21 protein-coding genes are annotated in these 19,252 nt (G+C 58.1%); 10 read left to right on the top strand and 11 right to left on the bottom strand.

Features of this window, described 5'->3' with window-relative positions; translation table 11 throughout:
* Positions 1-146: 146 nt before the first annotated feature.
* Both HB633_RS13760 and HB633_RS13755 read right to left on the bottom strand, forming a co-directional pair.
* Positions 147-1,088, bottom strand: a complete 942-nt coding sequence (locus HB633_RS13760; RefSeq protein ID WP_213778620.1) for an SDR family oxidoreductase — start codon at positions 1,086-1,088, stop codon at positions 147-149.
* Positions 1,085-1,288 carry a copper ion binding protein gene (locus HB633_RS13755; RefSeq protein WP_213778619.1) on the bottom strand — a complete coding sequence of 68 codons (204 nt, stop codon included), beginning with the start codon at positions 1,286-1,288 and terminating at the stop codon, positions 1,085-1,087. The genes HB633_RS13760 and HB633_RS13755 overlap by 4 nt, the downstream gene beginning before the upstream one ends.
* A gap of 95 nt (positions 1,289-1,383) precedes the next feature.
* Between HB633_RS13755 and cueR the strand changes: the two genes are divergently transcribed.
* Complete coding sequence (gene cueR, locus HB633_RS13750; protein WP_061999805.1) at positions 1,384-1,770, top strand: Cu(I)-responsive transcriptional regulator; 387 nt, start codon at positions 1,384-1,386, stop codon at positions 1,768-1,770.
* Positions 1,771-2,043: 273 nt separating this feature from the next.
* Positions 2,044-2,190 carry a DUF3563 family protein gene (locus tag HB633_RS13745; protein ID WP_086382270.1) on the top strand — a complete coding sequence of 49 codons (147 nt, stop codon included), beginning with the start codon at positions 2,044-2,046 and terminating at the stop codon, positions 2,188-2,190.
* Between the two features lie 74 nt (positions 2,191-2,264).
* On the opposite strand, the gene HB633_RS13740 is transcribed toward HB633_RS13745, so the two are convergent.
* The 3 genes from HB633_RS13740 to HB633_RS13730 form a co-directional block, all read right to left on the bottom strand.
* Positions 2,265-2,570, bottom strand: a complete 306-nt coding sequence (locus HB633_RS13740; RefSeq protein ID WP_255580927.1) for a DUF305 domain-containing protein — start codon at positions 2,568-2,570, stop codon at positions 2,265-2,267.
* 903 nt (positions 2,571-3,473) lie between these two features.
* Complete coding sequence (gene rlmJ, locus HB633_RS13735) at positions 3,474-4,319, bottom strand: 23S rRNA (adenine(2030)-N(6))-methyltransferase RlmJ (RefSeq protein ID WP_213778618.1); 846 nt, start codon at positions 4,317-4,319, stop codon at positions 3,474-3,476.
* Between the two features lie 140 nt (positions 4,320-4,459).
* Entirely contained in the window at positions 4,460-5,431 is a 972-nt protein-coding gene (locus HB633_RS13730) for an aldo/keto reductase (RefSeq protein ID WP_213778617.1), read from the bottom strand.
* Between the two features lie 324 nt (positions 5,432-5,755).
* Here HB633_RS13730 and HB633_RS13725 point away from each other — a divergent pair, with 324 nt between their 5' ends.
* On the top strand, positions 5,756-6,952 hold the full coding sequence (locus HB633_RS13725; RefSeq protein WP_213778652.1) for a patatin-like phospholipase family protein: 1,197 nt from the start codon (positions 5,756-5,758) through the stop codon (positions 6,950-6,952).
* 69 nt (positions 6,953-7,021) lie between these two features.
* On the opposite strand, the gene HB633_RS13720 is transcribed toward HB633_RS13725, so the two are convergent.
* The gene (locus tag HB633_RS13720) at positions 7,022-8,221 is read right to left on the bottom strand and encodes an amino acid aminotransferase (RefSeq protein ID WP_213778616.1); all 1,200 of its coding nucleotides are present in this window, start codon (positions 8,219-8,221) and stop codon (positions 7,022-7,024) included.
* A 456-nt stretch (positions 8,222-8,677) separates the two neighbouring features.
* On the opposite strand from HB633_RS13720, the gene uvrB reads away from it, so the two are divergent.
* The 6 genes from uvrB to HB633_RS13690 all read left to right on the top strand — a co-directional run bounded on the left by uvrB (position 8,678) and on the right by HB633_RS13690 (position 14,754).
* Positions 8,678-10,759: an excinuclease ABC subunit UvrB gene (gene uvrB, locus HB633_RS13715; protein WP_213778615.1), complete on the top strand. Its 2,082-nt coding sequence runs from the start codon at positions 8,678-8,680 to the stop codon at positions 10,757-10,759.
* A gap of 285 nt (positions 10,760-11,044) precedes the next feature.
* On the top strand, positions 11,045-11,593 hold the full coding sequence (locus HB633_RS13710; protein ID WP_213778614.1) for an iron transporter: 549 nt from the start codon (positions 11,045-11,047) through the stop codon (positions 11,591-11,593).
* 75 nt (positions 11,594-11,668) lie between these two features.
* Positions 11,669-12,016, top strand: a complete 348-nt coding sequence (locus HB633_RS13705; protein WP_213778613.1) for a cupredoxin domain-containing protein — start codon at positions 11,669-11,671, stop codon at positions 12,014-12,016.
* Between the two features lie 35 nt (positions 12,017-12,051).
* The gene (locus tag HB633_RS13700) at positions 12,052-12,897 is read left to right on the top strand and encodes an FTR1 family protein (RefSeq protein ID WP_213778612.1); all 846 of its coding nucleotides are present in this window, start codon (positions 12,052-12,054) and stop codon (positions 12,895-12,897) included.
* Positions 12,894-14,303: a 4Fe-4S binding protein gene (locus HB633_RS13695; protein WP_213778611.1), complete on the top strand. Its 1,410-nt coding sequence runs from the start codon at positions 12,894-12,896 to the stop codon at positions 14,301-14,303. The genes HB633_RS13700 and HB633_RS13695 overlap by 4 nt, the downstream gene beginning before the upstream one ends.
* 37 nt (positions 14,304-14,340) lie before the next feature.
* Positions 14,341-14,754, top strand: coding sequence for a heme-binding protein (locus HB633_RS13690; RefSeq protein ID WP_213778610.1), 414 nt, complete (start codon positions 14,341-14,343; stop codon positions 14,752-14,754).
* A 252-nt stretch (positions 14,755-15,006) separates the two neighbouring features.
* Here HB633_RS13690 and HB633_RS13685 read toward each other — a convergent pair whose 3' ends face one another.
* The 4 genes from HB633_RS13685 to HB633_RS13670 all read right to left on the bottom strand — a co-directional run bounded on the left by HB633_RS13685 (position 15,007) and on the right by HB633_RS13670 (position 17,365).
* On the bottom strand, positions 15,007-15,264 hold the full coding sequence (locus tag HB633_RS13685) for a hemin uptake protein HemP (protein ID WP_213778609.1): 258 nt from the start codon (positions 15,262-15,264) through the stop codon (positions 15,007-15,009).
* Between the two features lie 130 nt (positions 15,265-15,394).
* A complete protein-coding gene (locus HB633_RS13680) occupies positions 15,395-15,889 on the bottom strand; it encodes an SRPBCC family protein (RefSeq protein WP_213778608.1) in 495 nt (164 codons plus the stop codon).
* 48 nt (positions 15,890-15,937) lie between these two features.
* On the bottom strand, positions 15,938-16,351 hold the full coding sequence (locus HB633_RS13675) for an OsmC family protein (RefSeq protein ID WP_056364324.1): 414 nt from the start codon (positions 16,349-16,351) through the stop codon (positions 15,938-15,940).
* A 141-nt stretch (positions 16,352-16,492) separates the two neighbouring features.
* A complete protein-coding gene (locus HB633_RS13670) occupies positions 16,493-17,365 on the bottom strand; it encodes a pirin family protein (protein ID WP_213778607.1) in 873 nt (290 codons plus the stop codon).
* 164 nt (positions 17,366-17,529) lie between these two features.
* On the opposite strand from HB633_RS13670, the gene HB633_RS13665 reads away from it, so the two are divergent.
* Positions 17,530-18,492 carry a LysR family transcriptional regulator gene (locus tag HB633_RS13665; protein ID WP_213778606.1) on the top strand — a complete coding sequence of 321 codons (963 nt, stop codon included), beginning with the start codon at positions 17,530-17,532 and terminating at the stop codon, positions 18,490-18,492.
* Between the two features lie 333 nt (positions 18,493-18,825).
* Here HB633_RS13665 and HB633_RS13660 read toward each other — a convergent pair whose 3' ends face one another.
* Entirely contained in the window at positions 18,826-19,251 is a 426-nt protein-coding gene (locus HB633_RS13660) for a biopolymer transporter ExbD (RefSeq protein WP_060819173.1), read from the bottom strand.
* Position 19,252 lies beyond the last annotated feature (1 nt).

Raw genomic sequence — 19,252 nt, 5'->3', positions numbered from 1 at the left:
ATCCACCGCAGTCGCTTAAAACCCCACCCAAAAAGTGGGGTTTTTGCGTTTATAAGGCGAGTTTACGGCATTGCCGAACTTAGCGCGGCCTGCATCGTTTGCGTGCTCGAACGGGCGCGACAAGTGCGCACAGAGCCGCGCTGCCGTCACGTAGTCTGCCGACTGACTGTTGGCTTAGGCCAGCTATCCAGCACAGCGCGAATCCCAACCTCAAACGCCGTTCTCCGACCGATATCCATATTGTCCAGTGCGGCGGATGCGAGATGGCAATCCTTTGGACGAGGCGTAGCATCGGCGGGTGTCTGCTGACAATGGATCTTGGCGTCAAGCCGCAATACCCGGGCGATACAACCGGCGATGTCAAACTTTGTCATCGATTCATTACCGGACCAGTGCACCACGCCTTTTACGGCCTTGGCACTTTCACAGCGCTCCAATAGTTGTCGGATCACGATCGCCACGTCTGGCGTGAAGGTTGGATACCGCGTCGCCCATGCGTCCATGATCGCCGGGACATTGTCGACGCCTGACTTCACAATCGCCGGCACCAAGCTGGTCACAGCCGACTCGCTCCAGTCCGTCACCGGCCCGTAAAGCAGCGGCAGGCGTAAAACACAGGAACGGGCAATTGACTGCATCAACGCGCGCTCACCATCTAGCTTGCTGCGGCCGTAAGCGTTAAGTGGATTCGGCGCGTCGTCGGGGCGATAGGGTGGTTGGGTGCCGTCGAAGACATAGTCAGTAGAAATCGACAGTACCCACGCACCAGTCTCATTAGCGGCCGCCCCGATGAACTCCAGCGCATCCACGTTTAATGCTTTTGCGAGTGAGGGATCGTTTTCGCATACATCAGGACGGCGCTCGGCGGCCGCTACCACGATGGCATCGGGCTCCTGCTCAAAGATAAACGTACGAACCGCCTCTTTGTCGCGGATATCAAGCTTGACGCTGTTCGCGTCCGCGTGACGAAATGCTGTCCGGACAACCTGCCATCGTGTCTGCTCGGTGAGTTCGCTGGAAACGGCTCGCCCAAGCAGCCCGGACGCACCGATCAGAATGACCTTGAAGTCGGAGTTGCCAATCGTCATGCGGTTTTTGCCGACACGACGGTGTAGCCCGCCTCATCGATGGCTTCTTTGAGATCATCGACCGGTTTGGATGACGTCACTACAACCTTTCCTTTTTCGAGATCGACCTGAACCTTTGCGGTGGCATCGACCTCGTGAATCGAGCGCGTCACAGCCGCGACGCAATGCTGACAGCTCATGCCTTCTACTTGAAATTCCATCACGACCTTCCTTTGTTTGGCTTGCGAGAATGTGTCATGCTATACCTTCCCACTGTTGGAAGGTGTACAGTCCAGATAAAATTCGGAGATCGATGATGAACATTGGTGAAGCGGCGCGTGCGTCAGGTGTGACGGCCAAGATGATTCGATACTACGAGAGCGTCGGGCTATTGCCGCCGGTGGGACGCACGACGTCTGGTTACCGTGTCTACGGGACGCATGAGGTTCACGCACTTCAATTTGTTCGGCAAGCGCGTCGACTCGGATTCCTTGTTGAAGATATCCGGAAGCTCTTGGCGTTGTGGCAAGACCGGAAACGCGCCAGCGCTGAGGTCAAAGCCATTGCGCTTGAGCACGTTGCAGAGTTGGACCGGCGGATCGCGGAGCTTACCGACATGCGCGATACATTGGCGCATCTAGCTGTCAATTGTCACGGCGATGATCGACCCGACTGTCCAATTCTGGAGCGACTTGCGGGTTGACGGGATTTGGTGCAAGGCAAGGTTTGGCGCGTGGAAAATGCACCGAAATAGCTCATAAAAACATCCAATACTCGTCTTGAACCTGAAAAACGTCTACGAATCAGCGGGTTGTACAGCCTTAGTGCATGCACCATTCCAAATCAGAATGCACCCAATGCAAGCATTTCACTAACATCTCCCAAGGCCTTCCTCTATAATTCGGGTTAACCCTTTTGAGGGATATCCCTGACCCGAACCGCCGGGGATTCATTTGAGATCCTTGGAGAAAAAATCATGTTTGCATTCTTGCTCGAAAAAGTTAGCGTTTGGTTTGAAACCGCAGAACGTAACCGCCGCGAAGAGTATCTGGCTCAATCGTCGGATATCGTCCAGCTCGAAAAGCGTATTCGCTCGCTGGAAACCGAAGGCTATTCGCTGTAAATTGCCGCCGGTGACCCGGTTGAGCATTGAAAAAGCCCCGCGTGCGGGGCTTTGTCGTTTTCGGGCTTTGGCGATTACTTGCTCTGCGGGTGAGCGGCCAGCCATTGCTTCATGAACGCGATCTCTTTATCTTGGGAAGCAATGATCTCTTTCGCCAGCGCACGCAACTTGGCGTCTTTACCGTACTTGAGCTCGACTTTGGCCATCGCAACCGCTCCCTGATGATGGGGAATCATGTGCGTCACAAAGTCATGGTCGGCGTTTCCGGTGTACTCGATGTTGGACATGCCCGACATCATCGAATGGTCGGCTGCCTGGAATGCTTTCGTTGCTTCGTCGTCATGGCTGTTTTTCGTGGTCGACATGTCCATGCCGGCCATAGAGTCGGCGGGTGTCGACGCTTGAGCAAAAGCGACTGGCATCGATACCGCGATGGACATCGCAAAAGCAGCGATGCTAGCAATGAAAGTTTTCGGGAACGTCATTGAATCTCCTTAAGTGTCGGCTTTGAGAAAGCTAGCCTAAGGCTTACCATCGCGGTAAGGTAAAGCGCTTTCATATGATATGAACGGGTTGATCGAGACCAGCAGGGCAATCAGAAATTTGACGCGGGGGCGCCATGAGTTCTAGAACGACGTTGATCGGGTACGGGGCGCCGGTGTGCGTAGTGCTGATTTTCAGCGCGATGATAGCGGATGCGTTTGCGCAAGCAGGGGGACGGCCGCTTATTCTCGACACGCAAAGCGGAATTCATAGCGGCGCCGGCGGTACGGTTCTGCAGACCGGGCCGCTAGATGAGCCGGGCATGGTTCCCGCGCGCCCGCTTGGGTCGCTGCCCGAAGTTCCGCAACAAGGACAGCAGACAATCGTGGTTTCGCCGTATATCGAGGTACAGCCGGGGGGATACGCAGGGGCGCAAGGTTATGGCATAGCGCCGGGCACCCAGTCTCAACCGGGCACTGCTGGAATTGGGAGTAACCGCGGATTGCGTTCTTCGGCATCGCACTCCGGCAGTTTGTACGGCATGCCCGCAAGCGGTCAGCCCCACGTACAGCCGCAGCCACAATCTCTGCAACCCCGCACGCGACCGCAATCCAGTGAACAACCACGGGCTCAACCACTAGCGCAACCCACGGTTTCAATTGCGCCGATATCAACCGCTACCGACCCCTCGACCGTCTCAAGAACCGTCGGAGTCAAGCCGAAGACGTCGGCTCGTTCGTCCGATCCGCATACGGCGACGGGTTCCGTCACATCCGCGCAGTAGGGGCCTTGGGCGTTGCTCAGTCGCCGCGATGCTCCAGTTTGAAGGAGGCTTTACTGTCCTGGCCGAGTGCATCGACTAGATAAGGGAGTGCCTCTTTCAACTCCCCGACAAGCGTGTACGGCGGATTCACGACAAACATACCGCTACCGAACAAGCCGAAGCCATCAACCGGCGGCTTGCTCACGGTCAATGAAACGTGAAGCCAGTTCTTCGGCTGAACGCGCTTTAGCTGATCGGCAAAACGCTGCGACTCCAGGCGTGTCACCTGCGGATACCAGACTGCGTAAGTTCCCGTCGCGAAGCGTTTCAAGCTTTCCTCAAGGCAATTCAGCGTACGCGCGTAGTCGCGCTTATCCTCGTAAGACGGATCGATCAGCACCAGCGCCCGGCGGGGTGGAGGCGGCAAAAGCTTGAGAATGCCGTCGAAGCCATCGCCTTCGAAAAGCATCGCGCGGCGGCCGGCATCACGAAAATTGTGACGTAACACATCGATTTCCGTTGAATGGAGCTCGAACAAGCGCATCCGGTCTTGTTCGCGCATGGTCCGCCACGCAAGGTAGGGCGAGCCGGGGTAAAACTGCAGCGTGCCGTCTGCATTGAGCGCTTTGACTTCCTTGACGTAATCCTTGAGCAAACCAGGCAGGTCCCGCTTGCCCCATAGCTTGGCTACGCCCGTTTCATACTCGCCCGTTTTGGTCGCGTAACCATCGGCAAGCGAATACACACCGGCGCCGGCGTGGGTATCGATATACCAGAACGCCTTGTCCTTCTGGCCAAGGTATTGCAGCAACTGCACGACGACCGCGTGTTTCAGCACGTCTGCGTGATTGCCTGCGTGGAAGGCGTGTCGGTAACTAAGCATGGCGATGAATGAGCGGAGACGAGAAACAAGAAGGAGCGGCGCAAAGCCAGCCAGATGAAAAACAGTCGCCGACATGAGTGCGTTTACACGTCGGCAGGGCAGTTATTGTATCCGACCCGCATCCTGTCTCCCGTCGTGCCTCAGACGAACGCGTCGCCAACGATCTCCTCGATGCGCGCTTTGATCTCGGGTGTGATTTTTTTCACGACGTCGATCGCTTTCATGTTTTCGTGAATTTGTTCGACGCGCGACGCGCCTGTAATGACCGTGCTGACATGCGGATTCAACAAGATCCAGGCGAGGGACAGTTGCGCAAGCGAGCAGCCGAGCTGGTCAGAAACCTCGGCGAGTCTTCCAACAATATTGTTCGTGCTCTTGTCCGTGAGCTTCTTCGATAACCACTCGTAACCCTGGAGTCGCGCGCGGCTGTCGGCGGGAACGCCATCTCGATATTTCCCGCTCAGTAATCCTGATGCAAGCGGGCTCCACGTTGTGAGACCCAATCCGATGTCCTCATAGAGCCGCGCGTACTCTTTTTCAACGCGCGTTCGATGCAGCAGGTTGTACTCTGGCTGTTCCATCACGGGCTTGTGCAAATGATGCCGATCGGCAATGTCATAGGCGCTGCGAATCTCATCGGCGCTCCACTCGGACGTGCCCCAGTACAAGGCCTTGCCGCGCGCGATGATGTCGCTCATTGCCCATACCGTCTCTTCTATTGGCGTATAGGGATCCGGCCGATGGCAGAAAACGAGATCGACGTAATCGAGTTGCAGACGTGCCAGCGATCCGTCGATGGCGTTATGCAGGTATTTGCGATTGAGCGTTTGATGCTGGTTCGTACCTTCATTAAGGCCGAAGAAAAATTTCGTGGACACCACATAACTGACGCGCGGCCAGGCAAGTTCCTTCAATGCACGGCCCATGATTTCTTCCGACGCACCTTTGGAATAGACCTCGGCGTTATCGAAGAAATTGACACCGTGGTCGCGCGCTGCAGCGAGCGATTCGCGCGCAGCGCGGTGATCGACTTGGGTGCCGTAGGTGACCCACGAGCCAATCGACAATTCGCTGACCTGCAATCCAGAACGTCCAAGCCGACGATAGTTCATATGCGATATCTCCAGTTTCGGGTTTTTAATACAGCAAGTTGCGTCTCAAAGCTTAATCGGTTTTTGAGATTAACGCGGCAACGGGCATCTTCCCGGTTCAAAGCGTACGGCGGCGCAGCGGCGTCGAAAAGCTGGCCGAATGGGATATGAGGTGTGGAGAAGGTTGATCGACGCGGCTTTGCGTGGTCTCATTGCTCTCGAGTGATCGGGCATCAGCGCTTCGGCGTGTTACGCGTCAAAGGAGTTTCAATGGCAGACCGGACGGAAAGTGTTGGCGGGCGTGCGAAGTCGAAACGCGCGAAGGTAACGAGCGAGCCTCGCAAGATGACATTGCTCGGTGTCGGGGACTTGCCTGAAGCCACGGCATCAAGCGGAGCGATCAAGTTGCCGCCATACGAAACGATTGCGTTGATGTTGCAAGGAGGCGGGGCGCTCGGCGCTTATCAAGGCGGCGTTTATCAAGGCTTGAACGAAGCGGGTATTCATCCGAACTGGATCGCGGGGATCTCGATTGGCGCGCTGAATACGGCGATCATCGCGGGTAATGCGCCGCAGGACCGCGTGCCACGGTTGCTCGAGTTTTGGGAAACAATCTGCCAGCCGGCTTTCATGCCGCCACTACCGGCGTTCGTCGAGCACGCATTTTTCAATTCGACCGATGAAATCCGCAAAGCCTTCACTGCCATGCAGGCGGCGAGCGCGCTGGTGGAGGGGCAGAAGGGATTTTTCATCCCGCGATTTCCGCCGCCGTCTCCGTTGGCCGCGGGCGATCCCGGCACCGCCAGTTACTACGACACGCGGCCATTGAAGGCGACGCTCGAAGGCCTTTGCGATTTCGACCGGATCAATTCGCGGGAAACGCGAGTGTCGGTGGGAGCGGTGAACGTGGCAACGGGAAACTTCGCGTATTTTGACAACACGCGCATGAAGCTGCGTGCAGAGCATTTCATGGCGTCGGGCGCTTTACCGCCGGGCTTCGCCGCGGTCGAGATCGACGGCGAATACTTCTGGGATGGCGGACTCATGTCGAATACGCCGTTATACGAGATTGCCCAAGCAACGCCGCGTCGTGACACGCTCGCGTTCCAGGTCGACTTATGGAGCGCGAAAGGTCCGGTACCGGACAGCATTGTGGATGTGATGGGGCGAGTGAAGGACGTCCAGTTTTCGAGCCGTACAAGACTGGTTACGGACACCATGCAGCGTTCACAACGATTCCGGAACGTCTTGAGGGAAGTGCTGGAGAAAGTGCCGGTAGACGTTCGTAACAGCGACCCATGGTGCAAGGCGGCCGAGGAGCTGGCGTGCTCGAAGCGCTACAACGTGATCCACCTCATCTACCGGCACAAGGAATTCGAAGGGCATTACAAGGACTATCAATTCGGGTTGTCAACCATGCGGGAGCATTGGGAAAGCGGATTAACCGACATTCGCGGCACACTCGATCATCACGATTGGCTGGATATGCCTAAGAACGATTCCGGTTTTGTCACGCACGATATTCATCGCGACGGGCGCTGACACAACCGGTGGGCCCCAAAAAAACAGCGCCCTCAAGGAGCGCTGTTTCCGGGAACCGCAAAAACAAACTTACTTCAGTACGGTCGCAATGGCATTCGCTACAACTTCGAGGTTGCGCGTATTGAGCGCGGCAACGCAGATCCGGCCCGTGCCGACGGCGTAGATGCCGAACTCTTCACGCAAGCGGTCAACTTGCGGCGCGGTCAGGCCCGAGTACGAGAACATGCCGCGCTGCTTGTTGACGAAGCTGAAGTCGCGTTCGACGCCTGCTGCCTTTATTTGCTCGACCAGGCCATTGCGCATGGCGCGGATGCGGTCGCGCATTTCGCCGAGTTCCTGTTCCCAAGTCGCGCGCAGTTCCGGCGATGCCAGCACGGCTGCGACTACCGAACCACCATGCGTGGGCGGGTTCGAATAGTTGGTACGGATCACGCGCTTGAGTTGCGACAGCACGCGGCCAGCTTCTTCCTTGCCGCTCGTGATGATCGACAGCGCGCCGACGCGCTCGCCGTAGAGCGAGAACGACTTTGAAAACGAAGACGACACGAAGATGTTGATGTCGGCCTTGGCAAACAGGCGCACAGCGGCCGCGTCGGCGTCGATGTTTTCGCCGAAGCCTTGATACGCGATATCGAGGAACGGCACGAGCGAGCGCGCCTTGACCGTCGCCACGACTTGTTCCCACTGCGCCGGGGTCAGGTCGACGCCGGTCGGGTTGTGGCAGCACGCGTGCAGCACGACAACCGTACCAGCCGGGTAGCTGTTGAACGCTTCGAGCATGGCATCGAACTTCACGCCGTGCGTGCCAGCATCGTAGTACGGGTAGTTCAGGACTTCGAAACCGGCATATTCGAACAGCGCGCGATGGTTTTCCCAGCTCGGGTCGCTGATAGCGACCTTGCCCGCCGGATTCAGGCGCTTCAGGAAGTCAGCGCCGAGCTTCAGCGCACCCGTTCCGCCGAGCGCCTGAGCCGTGATCACGCGGCCATCGGCGATCAGCGAGGAGTCGTTGCCGAGCAGCAGTTTTTGCACGGCGGCGTCATACGCGGCGATGCCTTCCATGGGGAGGTAACCGCGCGGTGCGGCCAGTTCGACGCGTGCTTTTTCGGCCTCGCGGACGGCGCGCAGAAGCGGAATCTTGCCTTCTTCGTTGAAATACACGCCGACGCCGAGATTCACCTTGGTGCTGCGCGGATCGGCATTGAAGGCTTCGTTCAGACCCAGGATCGGATCACGGGGGGCAAGCTCGACGGCTGAGAAAAGGGACATGATTTATCGACGGTAGTGGAAAGGCATGCACGGGCGTTCGGGATGGAATTCGCGGCAAGCTGTGCTTCGACCGCGCCGTTAGGAGCCAACAAAAAACTCCTTCCCATCGATGAAAACCCCAGTTCGGCATTGTAACGAATTGAGCGGCGCTTTTCGGCCCGGCGAAGCTGAAGAACTGGGAGAATTTGCGTTTTTACATGACGGATTTTGCGGTTTTCTCAAGAAACGAAGCCGCAGCAGCGCGAGTTACCGATTTCACAAGCGGATGCTTTCATCCATCAAAACAAACACTTGCGTTTTGACGCGGACGCCTCAACTGCAAAATATTGGGCGAATGCGAGGAAACCGGCGCGCGTCGCCCGGATCGATCCGACAAACCCTGATCGGCCGTCAAGCTTGCTCCATCGTGAACCGCTAGAATGGATGTTTGCTCTCGGCCAAAGGCACCGCTTCCTCATGTCCGATACCCCGCTAATTGAAGCCGCAGAAACGCTCGACGAATCGAAGTTTGTCACCTTCGAAGGCTCGCCGTTCCAGCTTTATCAACCGTATCCGCCCGCGGGCGATCAGCCGACGGCGATTGCCACGCTTGTTGAGGGGATCGAGGACGGCCTGTCGTTTCAGACGCTGCTTGGCGTGACAGGCTCGGGCAAGACCTTCACCATGGCGAATGTCATCGCGCGCATGGGCCGTCCGGCGATCGTGTTTGCGCCCAATAAAACGCTCGCCGCGCAGTTGTACGCGGAGTTTCGCGAGTTTTTCCCGCGCAACGCCGTCGAGTATTTCGTTTCCTACTACGATTATTACCAGCCGGAAGCCTACGTACCGCAACGCGATTTGTTCATCGAAAAGGACTCGTCGATCAACGAGCATATCGAGCAAATGCGGCTCTCCGCCACGAAAAGCCTGCTTGAGCGGCGCGACGTGGTGATCGTGGCGACGGTGTCGGCCATCTACGGTATCGGTAATCCGTCGGAATACCACAAGATGATTCTGACGCTACGCACGGGCGACAAGCTGGGCCAGCGCGACATCATTGCCCGGCTGATTGCGATGCAATACAACCGGAACGAAGCGGATTTTTCACGCGGCAGCTTTCGCGTGCGCGGCGATACCATCGATATTTTCCCGGCCGAACACGCCGAAATGGCGGTGCGGGTGGAGCTTTTCGACGACGAAATCGAGTCGATGCAGCTGTTCGATCCGCTCACCGGCCGGGTGCGCAACAAGATTCCGCGTTTTACCGTTTATCCGTCGTCCCATTACGTGACGCCGCGCGACACGGTCATGCGGGCAATCGAGACGATCAAGGCGGAATTGCGCGAGCGTCTCGAGTTTTTCCACAAGGACGGCAAGCTGGTCGAAGCTCAACGGCTCGAGCAGCGCACGCGTTTCGACCTTGAGATGCTGCAGGAACTCGGTTTCTGCAAAGGCATCGAGAACTATTCGCGGCATTTCTCGGGCGCGGCGCCAGGCGAACCGCCGCCGACGCTCGTCGATTATTTGCCACCCGACGCGCTCATGCTGCTCGACGAGTCGCACGTGCTGATCGGCCAGTTGAACGGCATGTACAACGGCGACCGCGCGCGCAAGGAGAATCTGGTCGACTACGGCTTCCGGATGCCATCGGCGCTGGACAACCGGCCGCTCAAGTTCAACGAGTTCGAGCGCAAGATGCGCCAGGCGGTTTTCGTCTCGGCGACACCGGCTGATTACGAAAACAGGACGTCAGGACAGGTCGCCGAACAACTCGTCCGCCCGACGGGTCTGGTCGATCCTGAAATTGAAGTACGTCCGGCGCGCTCGCAAGTGGACGACGTTCTTGGCGAGATCAATGCGCGCGTGAAAGTGCACGAACGCGTGCTGGTCACGGTGCTGACCAAGCGCATGGCCGAGCAGCTTACTGAATTCCTGGCGGATCACGGCGTAAAGGTGCGTTATCTGCACAGCGACATCGATACAGTCGAGCGCGTTGAAATCATCCGCGACCTGCGTCTGGGATCTTTCGACGTGCTTGTCGGGATCAATCTGTTGCGAGAAGGGCTGGATATCCCTGAGGTATCGCTGGTCGCAATTCTCGACGCCGACAAGGAAGGTTTCCTTCGCGCCGAGCGTTCTCTGATCCAGACGATCGGCCGGGCTGCCCGGAACGTGAACGGCAAGGCGATCCTATACGGCGACAACATCACGGATTCGATGAAGCGCGCTATCGGCGAAACCGAGCGGCGGCGTACGAAGCAGATCGCGCATAACCTCGCGATGGGCATTACGCCGCGGGGCGTGACGAAGCGGATCAAGGACATCATCGATGGCGTGTATAACGTCGACGACGCCCGCGCCGAGCTGAAGGAAGCGCAGACGCGCGCGAAGTTCGAAGACATGTCTGAAAAGCAGATATCGAAGGAAATCAAGCGGCTCGAAAAACAGATGATGGATCACGCGAAAAATCTCGAATTCGAGAAAGCGGCGCAGACGCGCGACCAACTGTCGCTGTTGCGGCAGCGTGTTTTCGGCGCGAATGTAGGCGACCATCTTTGAGCCCTTCGTAGCGGCGACGACCAGGACGGCGGGCTTTGGAGCCCGCTGTTTTTATGTGCGGGAGCCGGTCATAGGACGGGCCAAAACCCTTGTCCGTACAAGGCTTTGTTCGCTGCGTCGAATTGTTCGTCCTTTGGATCGGTGCTAAACTTCCTAATCATTGAGAATGGTTCGTATTAACTTTCGGATCGCATTCTCATTCTGGATTTTTAGGGCCAACGTTGGGTGTTGGCGAAACAACGGTGTCGAATCAACGCATTGATCAATAACAAGAAGGAGTTACGGATGAAGGTTGCAACTTTGGTACGCGGCTCGGTGGCTGCGGTCGCTCTTGCGGCAATGGTCTCGGCATCGGCTGCGGAATATCCGATCGGCAAGCAGAACATCCAGAACGGCATCGAAGTCGGCGCCGTTTATTTGCAGCCGATCACGATGGAACCAGAAGGCATGATGCGCAAGGCATCGGATTCGGATATTCACCTCGAAGCCGACATCCACGCCGTCAAGAACAATCCGACGGGCTTTGCGGAAGGCGACTGGATGCCTTATCTCCAGGTCACGTATGAGTTGACCAAGGTCGGCACGACACAAAGCATCAAGGGCGACCTGATGGCCATGGTTGCGAGCGACGGTCCTCATTACGGCGACAACGTGAAGCTTTTCGGCCCGGGCAAATATCATCTGAAACTCAACATCGCGCCGCCGATGCAAACCGGCCACATGGCGTTCGGCCGCCACGTCGACAAGGAAACGGGCGTGGGTCCGTGGTTCAAGCCGTACACGATCGAGTATGACTTCCCGTTCGCCGGCATCGGCAAGAAGGGTGGTTACTAAAGCGGTCGCTTAGTTGGACTCAGGCGTCCGGCCAGACTTGTGCAGTTTGCCGGACACCGCAGCCAGGAAGGATGCATGGAACGTAAATACAGATTGATCGCGGCGTCGCTGGCGATCACTGCAGGTTGGTTTGCCAGCGCTGCATCGGCGCAAGCTGCCGACCTCCCGACATTCAAGCTCGAACTGAATGACGGCAAGCTGAATCCCGCGCGTATCGAAGTGCCGGCGGGCGTGCGCTTCAAGATCGAAGTGCACAACGTGGGCAAGGGCGCGGCCGAGTTCGAGAGTATTCAGTTGCGCAAGGAAAAAGTGCTCGCCCCGGGCGCCGATTCTTTCGTGGTGATTGCGCCGCTGGACAAGGGCGAATACAAGTTCTTCGACGATTTCCACCAGTCGGCGCAAGGCGTCATTGTTGCGAAGTAGTGGTTGTATCGGCTAGTTAAGCGGGAGAGAAGGTAATGGGTCAGGTTCTTTTCATCGTGTGGCGGGAAAGTGTCGAGGCGCTGCTGGTCGTCGGCATCCTGTACGCATGGCTGAAAAATGGCGACGCCGATGCGCGTCGCGGCATCCCGTATTTGTGGGCCGGCGTGGCGATCGGCTTGCTGGCCGCCGTGGCGCTGGGTGCGGCGCTCGTGGGCTTCACCGAAGTACTGTCCGGCGATGCGCAGGATTATTTCCAGACCGGTATGGTGCTCGTGGCATGTGTGCTGATCGTGCAAATGGTGCTGTGGATGAAGCACCACGGGCGGTCGATGAAGCGCGACATGGAAGCATCGCTGCAAAAGAGCAAGCAGGACGCAAACTGGTGGGGCGTGACGCTGCTCGTCGCGCTCGCCATTGCACGTGAAGGCAGCGAGACGGTGATTTTCCTTTACGGCCTGGGTTTCGGCCAGTCGGGACACGTCGATTCAGCGCAGTATCTCGCTGTCGTGATCGGCCTTGGACTTGCGTTTCTCACGTTCTACCTGCTGCAACTCGGCGGCAAGATTTTCTCGTGGCGCCTGTTTTTCCGCGTCACCGAGATCATGTTGCTGTTCCTTGCAGCCGGCTTGTTCGAGACCGGCGTGGACAAGCTGATCGACAAGGAAATCCTGCCTGTCGTCGTGAATCAGGTCTGGAATTCGTCGTGGCTTCTCGATGACTCCAGCACGTTCGGCTCCCTCGTCGCGACGCTTACGGGATACCGCGCGCATCCGGCCGGCATGAACCTGATTGCGTACGCCGTGTACTGGGCCGTCATCTTCCTTCTGCTGCGCCGCTCGAAGAACCGCATGGCGCAAAAATCGGTGAGACGTCCAGCATGAGCGATGTATTGAATCGGCCCGGCCGGCTGCAACAAGCCGGGCAATGGATGCAACAGCACGGCAGCATAATCCGCGGAATCCAGTGGGTTGTGGTGCTGTTCTATGCCTTCCTGATTCTGGTTCCTGCAGTGATGCCATTGCCCGACAACACGGCGCATATCTGGAACAACCTGACGGTTGCCGCCCAGTTTGTGTTCTGGGGCATCTGGTGGCCGTTCGTCTTGTTGTCCATGGTGATGCTCGGCCGCGTCTGGTGCGGCGTGTTGTGTCCCGAAGGCGCGCTGACTGAGTTTGCAAGCAAGTTCGGGCGCGGCTGGGCGATCCCGCGCTGGTTGCGCTGGGGCGGCTGGCCGTTCGTGGCGTTTGGCATTACGACCATCTACGGCCAGATGGTCAGCGTTTATCAATATCCGAAAGCCGTCCTGCTGGTGCTGGGCGGATCGACGGTCGGCGCAATGATCATCGGCGTGTTGTACGGGCGCGAGAAGCGCGTCTGGTGCAAATACCTGTGTCCGGTGAACGGCGTGTTCTCGTTGCTGGCGCGGCTCGCGCCGTTCCATTACAAGGTCAACGAGGACGCATGGCGCAAGTCGTATAAAGAAGGCGAGCATGGGCACAGGGTGATTCCGGTCAACTGTGCGCCGCTCGTGCCGCTGCGGGCCATGAAGGGCGCATCGGACTGTCATATGTGCGGACGTTGCAGCGGGCATCGCGATGCGATTTCGCTGACGTGGCGCTCACCTTCGTCCGAGATCGTCAAGCTCGGCGATAAACAAGCCAACCCGTGGGACACGGCACTGGTTTTATATGGTTTGCTGGGGATCGCGATCGGCGCATTCCACTGGACCGTGAGTCCGTGGTTTGTCCAGCTGAAGCAGATCTTCGCGAGCTGGCTGATCGATCACAACATTCTCTGGCCGCTCGATACCAACGCGCCATGGTTCCTCTTCACGCATTACCCCGAGCAGAACGACGTTTTTTCGTGGCTCGACGGCAGCATGGTGATTGGTTATATCGTCGTGACCGGACTGGTTTATGGCACCGTGCTGCTCGGCTTGCTTGCAGCTGGTACGCGGACCCTTGGCCGCTTCGAGTTCAAGAGATTGCATCATCTGACCCAGGCGCTGATTCCTGTAGCGGGCGTGGGCGTGTTTCTGGGTTTGTCGGCGACTACGGTTTCGCTGTTGCGCGCCGAGCACGTGCCGCTCTGGTGGGTCACTGACATGCGCCTGGGTTTGCTCGGTGTCGCGAACCTCTGGAGTGCGTGGCTGGCGTGGCGAGTCATTGGACGGTACGTGCCCGGTCGCGTGATGTCGCGTGGCGTGGCCGCGATGCTGTGGTTTATTGTTGCATTGGCTGTTGTCGATAGCGCCTGGTACCTGATGTTCTGGGGCTTCTCGCGGTAACCTTGTGGGTATTCGCAAATCCAACCTGGAGGTGACCATGAGAACAAAACCCGCATTGACCGACGAAGACGTAAAGATCATCGCAGCCGCCGCCGAGGCGCATGCGCTCGCGAACAAATGGAATGTGACAATTGCCATTGTCGATGATGGCGGGCATTTGCTGCATCTACATCGGCTTGATGGTGCCGGCGCGAGCACGGCTGAGATGGCAACCGGCAAGGCGCGCACGGCGGCAGTCGGACGCCGTGAAACGAAGCTCTACGAAGACATGATCAAGCAGGGCCGCGTTGCATTCCTGAGCGCGCCAATGACCGCAATGCTCGAAGGCGGCGTGCCGATCATGGTGGGCGCGGACATCGTCGGGGCAGTCGGCGTTTCCGGCGTGAAGTCGGATCAGGATGCGGCCGTGGCGAAGGCGGGTATCGCGTCGCTGGGTATCGAAAACGTCTGATCTGCAGCCTCGTTCAGATAACAAAAAAGCACGTTTTCATCGAGAAAACGTGCTTTTTGCTTTGTTGGTGGTGCTTATACAAGCACTCGCTGGGGACCAAAAAAAAGCGGCTTCGCTGGCTATCGACGACTGGCTGGTGTTTGCACGAAGGGGTCTAAATTCTCGCGTGCAAGCCGTCATGGCTGGCTATTGCCAAACACCTCTCGAAGAGGTGGTCCCCACAATACCTGGTACTGAAATTCGGTTTGCGTATTACTTCGTGAGAATCAGCTTGCCCAGGCGCGTGGCGCGCAACTGATACGTCTCACCGTTATGCATGATGCTGATGTGACTCTGACCTTGCAGCAGCGTGTCGCTACGCAGTGTGCGTTCGGCGCTCTCCGTGGAAACAGCCGAAGCCGGACGCGCCGTAGTCACGACTGCAGTACGCGGCCGCGCGATGGTCGCCGCAGCGGAACGCTCAACCGGGCGGCGCAGCCGAAGCGTGTTGGAGCGCAGGATGTCGGTCATGTCGAGAAGTCCGTTCGTTGAGTCGATGGAGTAATCTTAATGATAACCATTCTTATTTGCAACAACGATGTCTTCATCGATTTTACATTTCGATAGTCAACGGCTTTCTGTCGAAACGCAGTTCCGGATCTTAATGCAGCGGGCCCTGTAACTTGTTGCCATGCGCGAACTGGCGAATCAGCCTGACGGTGTCGATATCCGCTTCCCTGTACGCTGACTTCACGATTTCCTGCGTCTGCAGTGCGTCGGGGCTGGCGTTCGGATCATCGGCGACGGGCAGGGTGGTCGCGTAGGTGAAGCGCAGGAATAGCTGAAGCTCGTCCGGCTGTTCGATCGCCATGGTCAGCGACCCGCCCACATGTTCGGCGGTTGGCAGAATGTCGTAGCGCACGCTGCTTTCGGGGATCAAGGTCACGCGGTCGCGCACGCGCGCCTGGCCGTAGTGCAATTCGCGCTCGATCACGTCGCCGTCGCGCGACAGGATCGCGCAGCGATCCAGGCCGATCACGAACAGTTGCGGCTGTTCTACGCGCAGCACAAGCCCTTGCCAGACCTGTTCGCGCGTCATGGCTTCCACAAACGGGTTGAGCGGGTCGTTGATCTGGATGAGGTGTTCGAAATTCAAAACGACGTTTTCCTTGAGGTGATCGTTAAGGGTGTTGATCGCGCGCGTTCAAGCGGGCGTGAGCCCGGAGTTGATCGCGATCGAACCAGACAGGATCTTGTGCACAGGGCAGGCATTCGCGATTTGCAAAAGACGTTCCCGTTGCGTGTCATCCAGTTCGCCCGTCAGCTTGATCTGACGGTCTATCACCGTGGCTTCCGGCGGCGTGGATTGATAGGTGAGCGTGACGTGAACGGCTTCCAGCGGCCAGCCCTTGTGTTTCGCGTACATCTTGAGCGTGATCGACGTGCACGCACCCAGGCTCGACAGCAACAGGCCATGCGGAGTCGGGCCGGTATCGGCGCCGCCATGTGACGCGGGTTCATCGCCGAGCCATTCATGCTTGCCGTCGCTCAAGGCGACCTGAAAATCCTCGGCGCCGATGCTGGCGCTGACAACCGGCGACACAAACTTTTCGGACATGCGGTACTCCGTGTGAGTGGGACGGGCGGTACGTAAAAGTGCAGACGGCGCAGACGATAAAGCGGCGCGGCACGAAGGACTATTGTGACGCAAATAGTGTCCTTCGTGCCGCGCCGGTGAAACAGACGCCTGGTGGGCCGGTCAGTGATTGATCGCGCCCATCCGGCCTGCCTGATAGTCCACAACGGCCTGGCGGATCTCGTCTTCCGTGTTCATCACGAAAGGACCGTAGCGCACGACCGGCTCCTTCAGCGGCACGCCGCCGAGCAGCAGCAATTCGAGGGGTTCGTCGCCGGCGGTGAAGGTGACGGTTTCGCCGTCGTCCGCGAAAACGATCATCTGCCGCGCCTTGACCGGCTGTTTATCGGCGCCGTAAAAGCCGTCGCCCGACAACGCATAACCGAACACGCGAAAATCCTTCGGCACCGGCTGCACGACAGATGCCCCAGGTTGCAGCGAGAAATGCTGATACAGAATCGGCGTGCGGGTTTCAATAGCCGCCTTCACGCCCAGCGCTTCGCCCGCGATGACCTTCACGCGCACGCGCCCGTCGTCGCTCACACCAACCGGAATGCTCGCCGATGAAATCTCCTGATAATGCGGCGGAATCATCTTGTCGCGCTTTGGCAGATTCACCCAAAGCTGCAGCCCATGTACACGGCCGCCGGTGCGAGTGAATTCCGGATCGGGCATTTCGCTATGAACCACGCCGGAACCGGCGGTCATCCATTGCACATCGCCTTCGCGCAACGTGCCCGAATGTCCGGCCGAGTCCTTGTGGCCGAACTGGCCTTCGAGCACATACGTGACGGTCTCGAACCCGCGATGCGGATGGTCAGGCGCGCCTTTGGCCTCGCCGGGTGCGTAATCGACAGGTCCCAATTCGTCGAGAAGCAGAAACGGATCGAAGTCCATCAACAGCCGCGTGGGAAACGGCCGATGCACGACAAAACCGCCGCCCTCCACCGTGCGGAGCGCCGGAATGGTGCGTTCGATACTGCGTGTGGTGTCCATTTTCGTCCTCGCCTCAGTCGATCCGGATAGGGCGCCAAGTCAGCGATTAGCGCCAAATTTAAAACATGGAGCTATTATATGGACCGTATTCCGGAGAAAAAGCCGTCCATCCGCAATGGATTGTCCCACCACTGAAACAACCGCTACATCAATCCCGCGCCCGAATGAAACCTGACTCGCACGACCTCAACGATCTGATGTATTTCTCGTACGTAGTCGAACACGGCGGGTTTTCTGCGGCTGAGCGCGTGCTGGGCATTTCGAAATCACGTTTGTCGCGGCGGGTCTCGGAGCTGGAAACGTCGCTCGGCGTACGGCTGATGCAGCGGTCCACTCGCAAGCTTGCACTGACCGAAGCCGGGCAACTTTTCTACCAGCATTGCAAGGGCATGCTCGCCGAGGCCCAAGCGGCCGTCGATGTCGTCCATAGCCTTCGGGATTCGCCGCGCGGCAGTGTGCGGGTGAGCGTGCCCGTCACGATCGCGCAGACGTTTTTATCGGAGGTAATTCCGGTTTTCCTGCATCGATACCCCGAGGTCCGCGTGGTCATGAGCGTGACGAATCGCGTGATCGATCTGTTCGAAGATCCCGTCGATGTCGCCCTGCGCGTGCGTTCCGAGCCGCCGGTCAATTCCACGATCGTCGCGCGGCCGTTGTGGCGCACGGAGCAAATGCTGGTCGCGGCGCCGTCGCTGCTCAAACCCAATGCGCCGCCGCTTGCGCCCTCGGAACTGGCTCAATTCGATACCATCGACGTCCCCTCGAGCGACGGTCGCCACGTATTCCGGATGATTGCCCCCGATGGCACACGCCACGAGTTCGAACACGAACCGCGCCTGGTCACAGCAGACTTGGGCATGATCCGCGAGGCTGTGCTGCGCGGCGTGGGCATCGCGGCGTTGCCGGAGATGTTGTACGGTGCGGCGCTGCGCACTGGCCAGATGTCGCCCGTCATGCCTGGCTGGACTTTCCCTACGCCGCAGTTGTATGCGGTGTTTTTATCGCGGCAGGGCATGGTCCCTGCGATTCGCGCTTTTGTAGATTTTCTGGTCGAGTCAATCAATGACGGCGATCGCTTCCCGGGAGAATGTCCTCTCCCGGTTGAGCGCACTCACGAAACAGTGTGACTAAACTAGGTGTGGCTGCAAGTTTCTGACATTGAAGCGTGCGCTTGCGATGCAGAGATTCAATCGGTATGCGCTTGAACGAGTTGTACCTCGGCGCTATATTGAAATCTCTTCGCTAAGGAGCTGCTTATGCGAAAACTCACGGCCACTTTTATAGTAGGCCTGATAGGGCTAATCGCGCTGTCCGTGTCGAGCACGGCTGTCGCATGTGGCGATGCCGCGGGATCGGGATACTCGGCCCCAAAGTAACCGCTAGCCCGAATGTGCCGAGCGCACACAAAAAAAGGCCTTCATCATTGTGATGAAGGCCTTTTACTTTGGTGCGTCCGAAGCTTACTTCGCGCCGGCCTTTGGCTCGGTCACAAAGCCAATCTTCGATAACCCGCCGCCTTGCGCGGCTGACATCACGTCGGCGACGCGTTCATACGGCACCTTGCGATCCGCGCGCAAACGCAACTCCGGCTGCGGCGTCTGCTTCGACGCATCGGCTATGCGAGCCTGCAGGGCGTTATCGTCGACTTTCTGGTCGTTCCAGAGCACCGTGCCGTCCGCTTCCACGGCCACGTCCACGTGTGCCGGCTTGGTGTCCTGCGGCTGGCTGCTTGCCTTCGGCAAATCGATTTTCACCGCGTGATTGATGGCGGGAATCGTGACGAGAAAGATGATCAGCAGAACCAACATGACGTCGACGAGCGGCGTCATGTTGATCTCGCTCATCATGCCGTCATCTTCGTCGCTGGAAAAAGGGCTCATGGCCATG

This window comes from Caballeronia sp. dw_276, assembly GCF_018449635.1.
In the GTDB taxonomy this organism is placed as follows: Bacteria; Pseudomonadota; Gammaproteobacteria; order Burkholderiales; family Burkholderiaceae; genus Caballeronia.
Note: the sequence above shows the minus strand (reverse complement) of the source record. Positions and strands in the feature narration are given on the sequence as shown.

What these genes read in the sequence shown, in the direction of transcription:
- HB633_RS13730 (WP_213778617.1), bottom strand. Translation starts at nt 5,431, where the DNA reads ATGAACTATCGTCGGCTTGGACGTTCTGGATTGCAGGTCAGCGAATTG.
- HB633_RS13695 (WP_213778611.1), top strand. Translation starts at nt 12,894, where the DNA reads ATGAGCGATGTATTGAATCGGCCCGGCCGGCTGCAACAAGCCGGGCAA.
- HB633_RS13705 (WP_213778613.1), top strand. Translation starts at nt 11,669, where the DNA reads ATGGAACGTAAATACAGATTGATCGCGGCGTCGCTGGCGATCACTGCA.
- HB633_RS13740 (WP_255580927.1), bottom strand. Translation starts at nt 2,570, where the DNA reads ATGGCCGGCATGGACATGTCGACCACGAAAAACAGCCATGACGACGAA.
- uvrB (WP_213778615.1), top strand. Translation starts at nt 8,678, where the DNA reads ATGTCCGATACCCCGCTAATTGAAGCCGCAGAAACGCTCGACGAATCG.
- rlmJ (WP_213778618.1), bottom strand. Translation starts at nt 4,319, where the DNA reads ATGCTTAGTTACCGACACGCCTTCCACGCAGGCAATCACGCAGACGTG.
- HB633_RS13755 (WP_213778619.1), bottom strand. Translation starts at nt 1,288, where the DNA reads ATGGAATTTCAAGTAGAAGGCATGAGCTGTCAGCATTGCGTCGCGGCT.
- HB633_RS13700 (WP_213778612.1), top strand. Translation starts at nt 12,052, where the DNA reads ATGGGTCAGGTTCTTTTCATCGTGTGGCGGGAAAGTGTCGAGGCGCTG.
- cueR (WP_061999805.1), top strand. Translation starts at nt 1,384, where the DNA reads ATGAACATTGGTGAAGCGGCGCGTGCGTCAGGTGTGACGGCCAAGATG.
- HB633_RS13690 (WP_213778610.1), top strand. Translation starts at nt 14,341, where the DNA reads ATGAGAACAAAACCCGCATTGACCGACGAAGACGTAAAGATCATCGCA.
- HB633_RS13685 (WP_213778609.1), bottom strand. Translation starts at nt 15,264, where the DNA reads ATGACCGACATCCTGCGCTCCAACACGCTTCGGCTGCGCCGCCCGGTT.
- HB633_RS13710 (WP_213778614.1), top strand. Translation starts at nt 11,045, where the DNA reads ATGAAGGTTGCAACTTTGGTACGCGGCTCGGTGGCTGCGGTCGCTCTT.
- HB633_RS13760 (WP_213778620.1), bottom strand. Translation starts at nt 1,088, where the DNA reads ATGACGATTGGCAACTCCGACTTCAAGGTCATTCTGATCGGTGCGTCC.
- HB633_RS13745 (WP_086382270.1), top strand. Translation starts at nt 2,044, where the DNA reads ATGTTTGCATTCTTGCTCGAAAAAGTTAGCGTTTGGTTTGAAACCGCA.
- HB633_RS13660 (WP_060819173.1), bottom strand. Translation starts at nt 19,251, where the DNA reads ATGGCCATGAGCCCTTTTTCCAGCGACGAAGATGACGGCATGATGAGC.
- HB633_RS13665 (WP_213778606.1), top strand. Translation starts at nt 17,530, where the DNA reads ATGAAACCTGACTCGCACGACCTCAACGATCTGATGTATTTCTCGTAC.
- HB633_RS13725 (WP_213778652.1), top strand. Translation starts at nt 5,756, where the DNA reads ATGACATTGCTCGGTGTCGGGGACTTGCCTGAAGCCACGGCATCAAGC.
- HB633_RS13675 (WP_056364324.1), bottom strand. Translation starts at nt 16,351, where the DNA reads ATGTCCGAAAAGTTTGTGTCGCCGGTTGTCAGCGCCAGCATCGGCGCC.
- HB633_RS13720 (WP_213778616.1), bottom strand. Translation starts at nt 8,221, where the DNA reads ATGTCCCTTTTCTCAGCCGTCGAGCTTGCCCCCCGTGATCCGATCCTG.
- HB633_RS13670 (WP_213778607.1), bottom strand. Translation starts at nt 17,365, where the DNA reads ATGGACACCACACGCAGTATCGAACGCACCATTCCGGCGCTCCGCACG.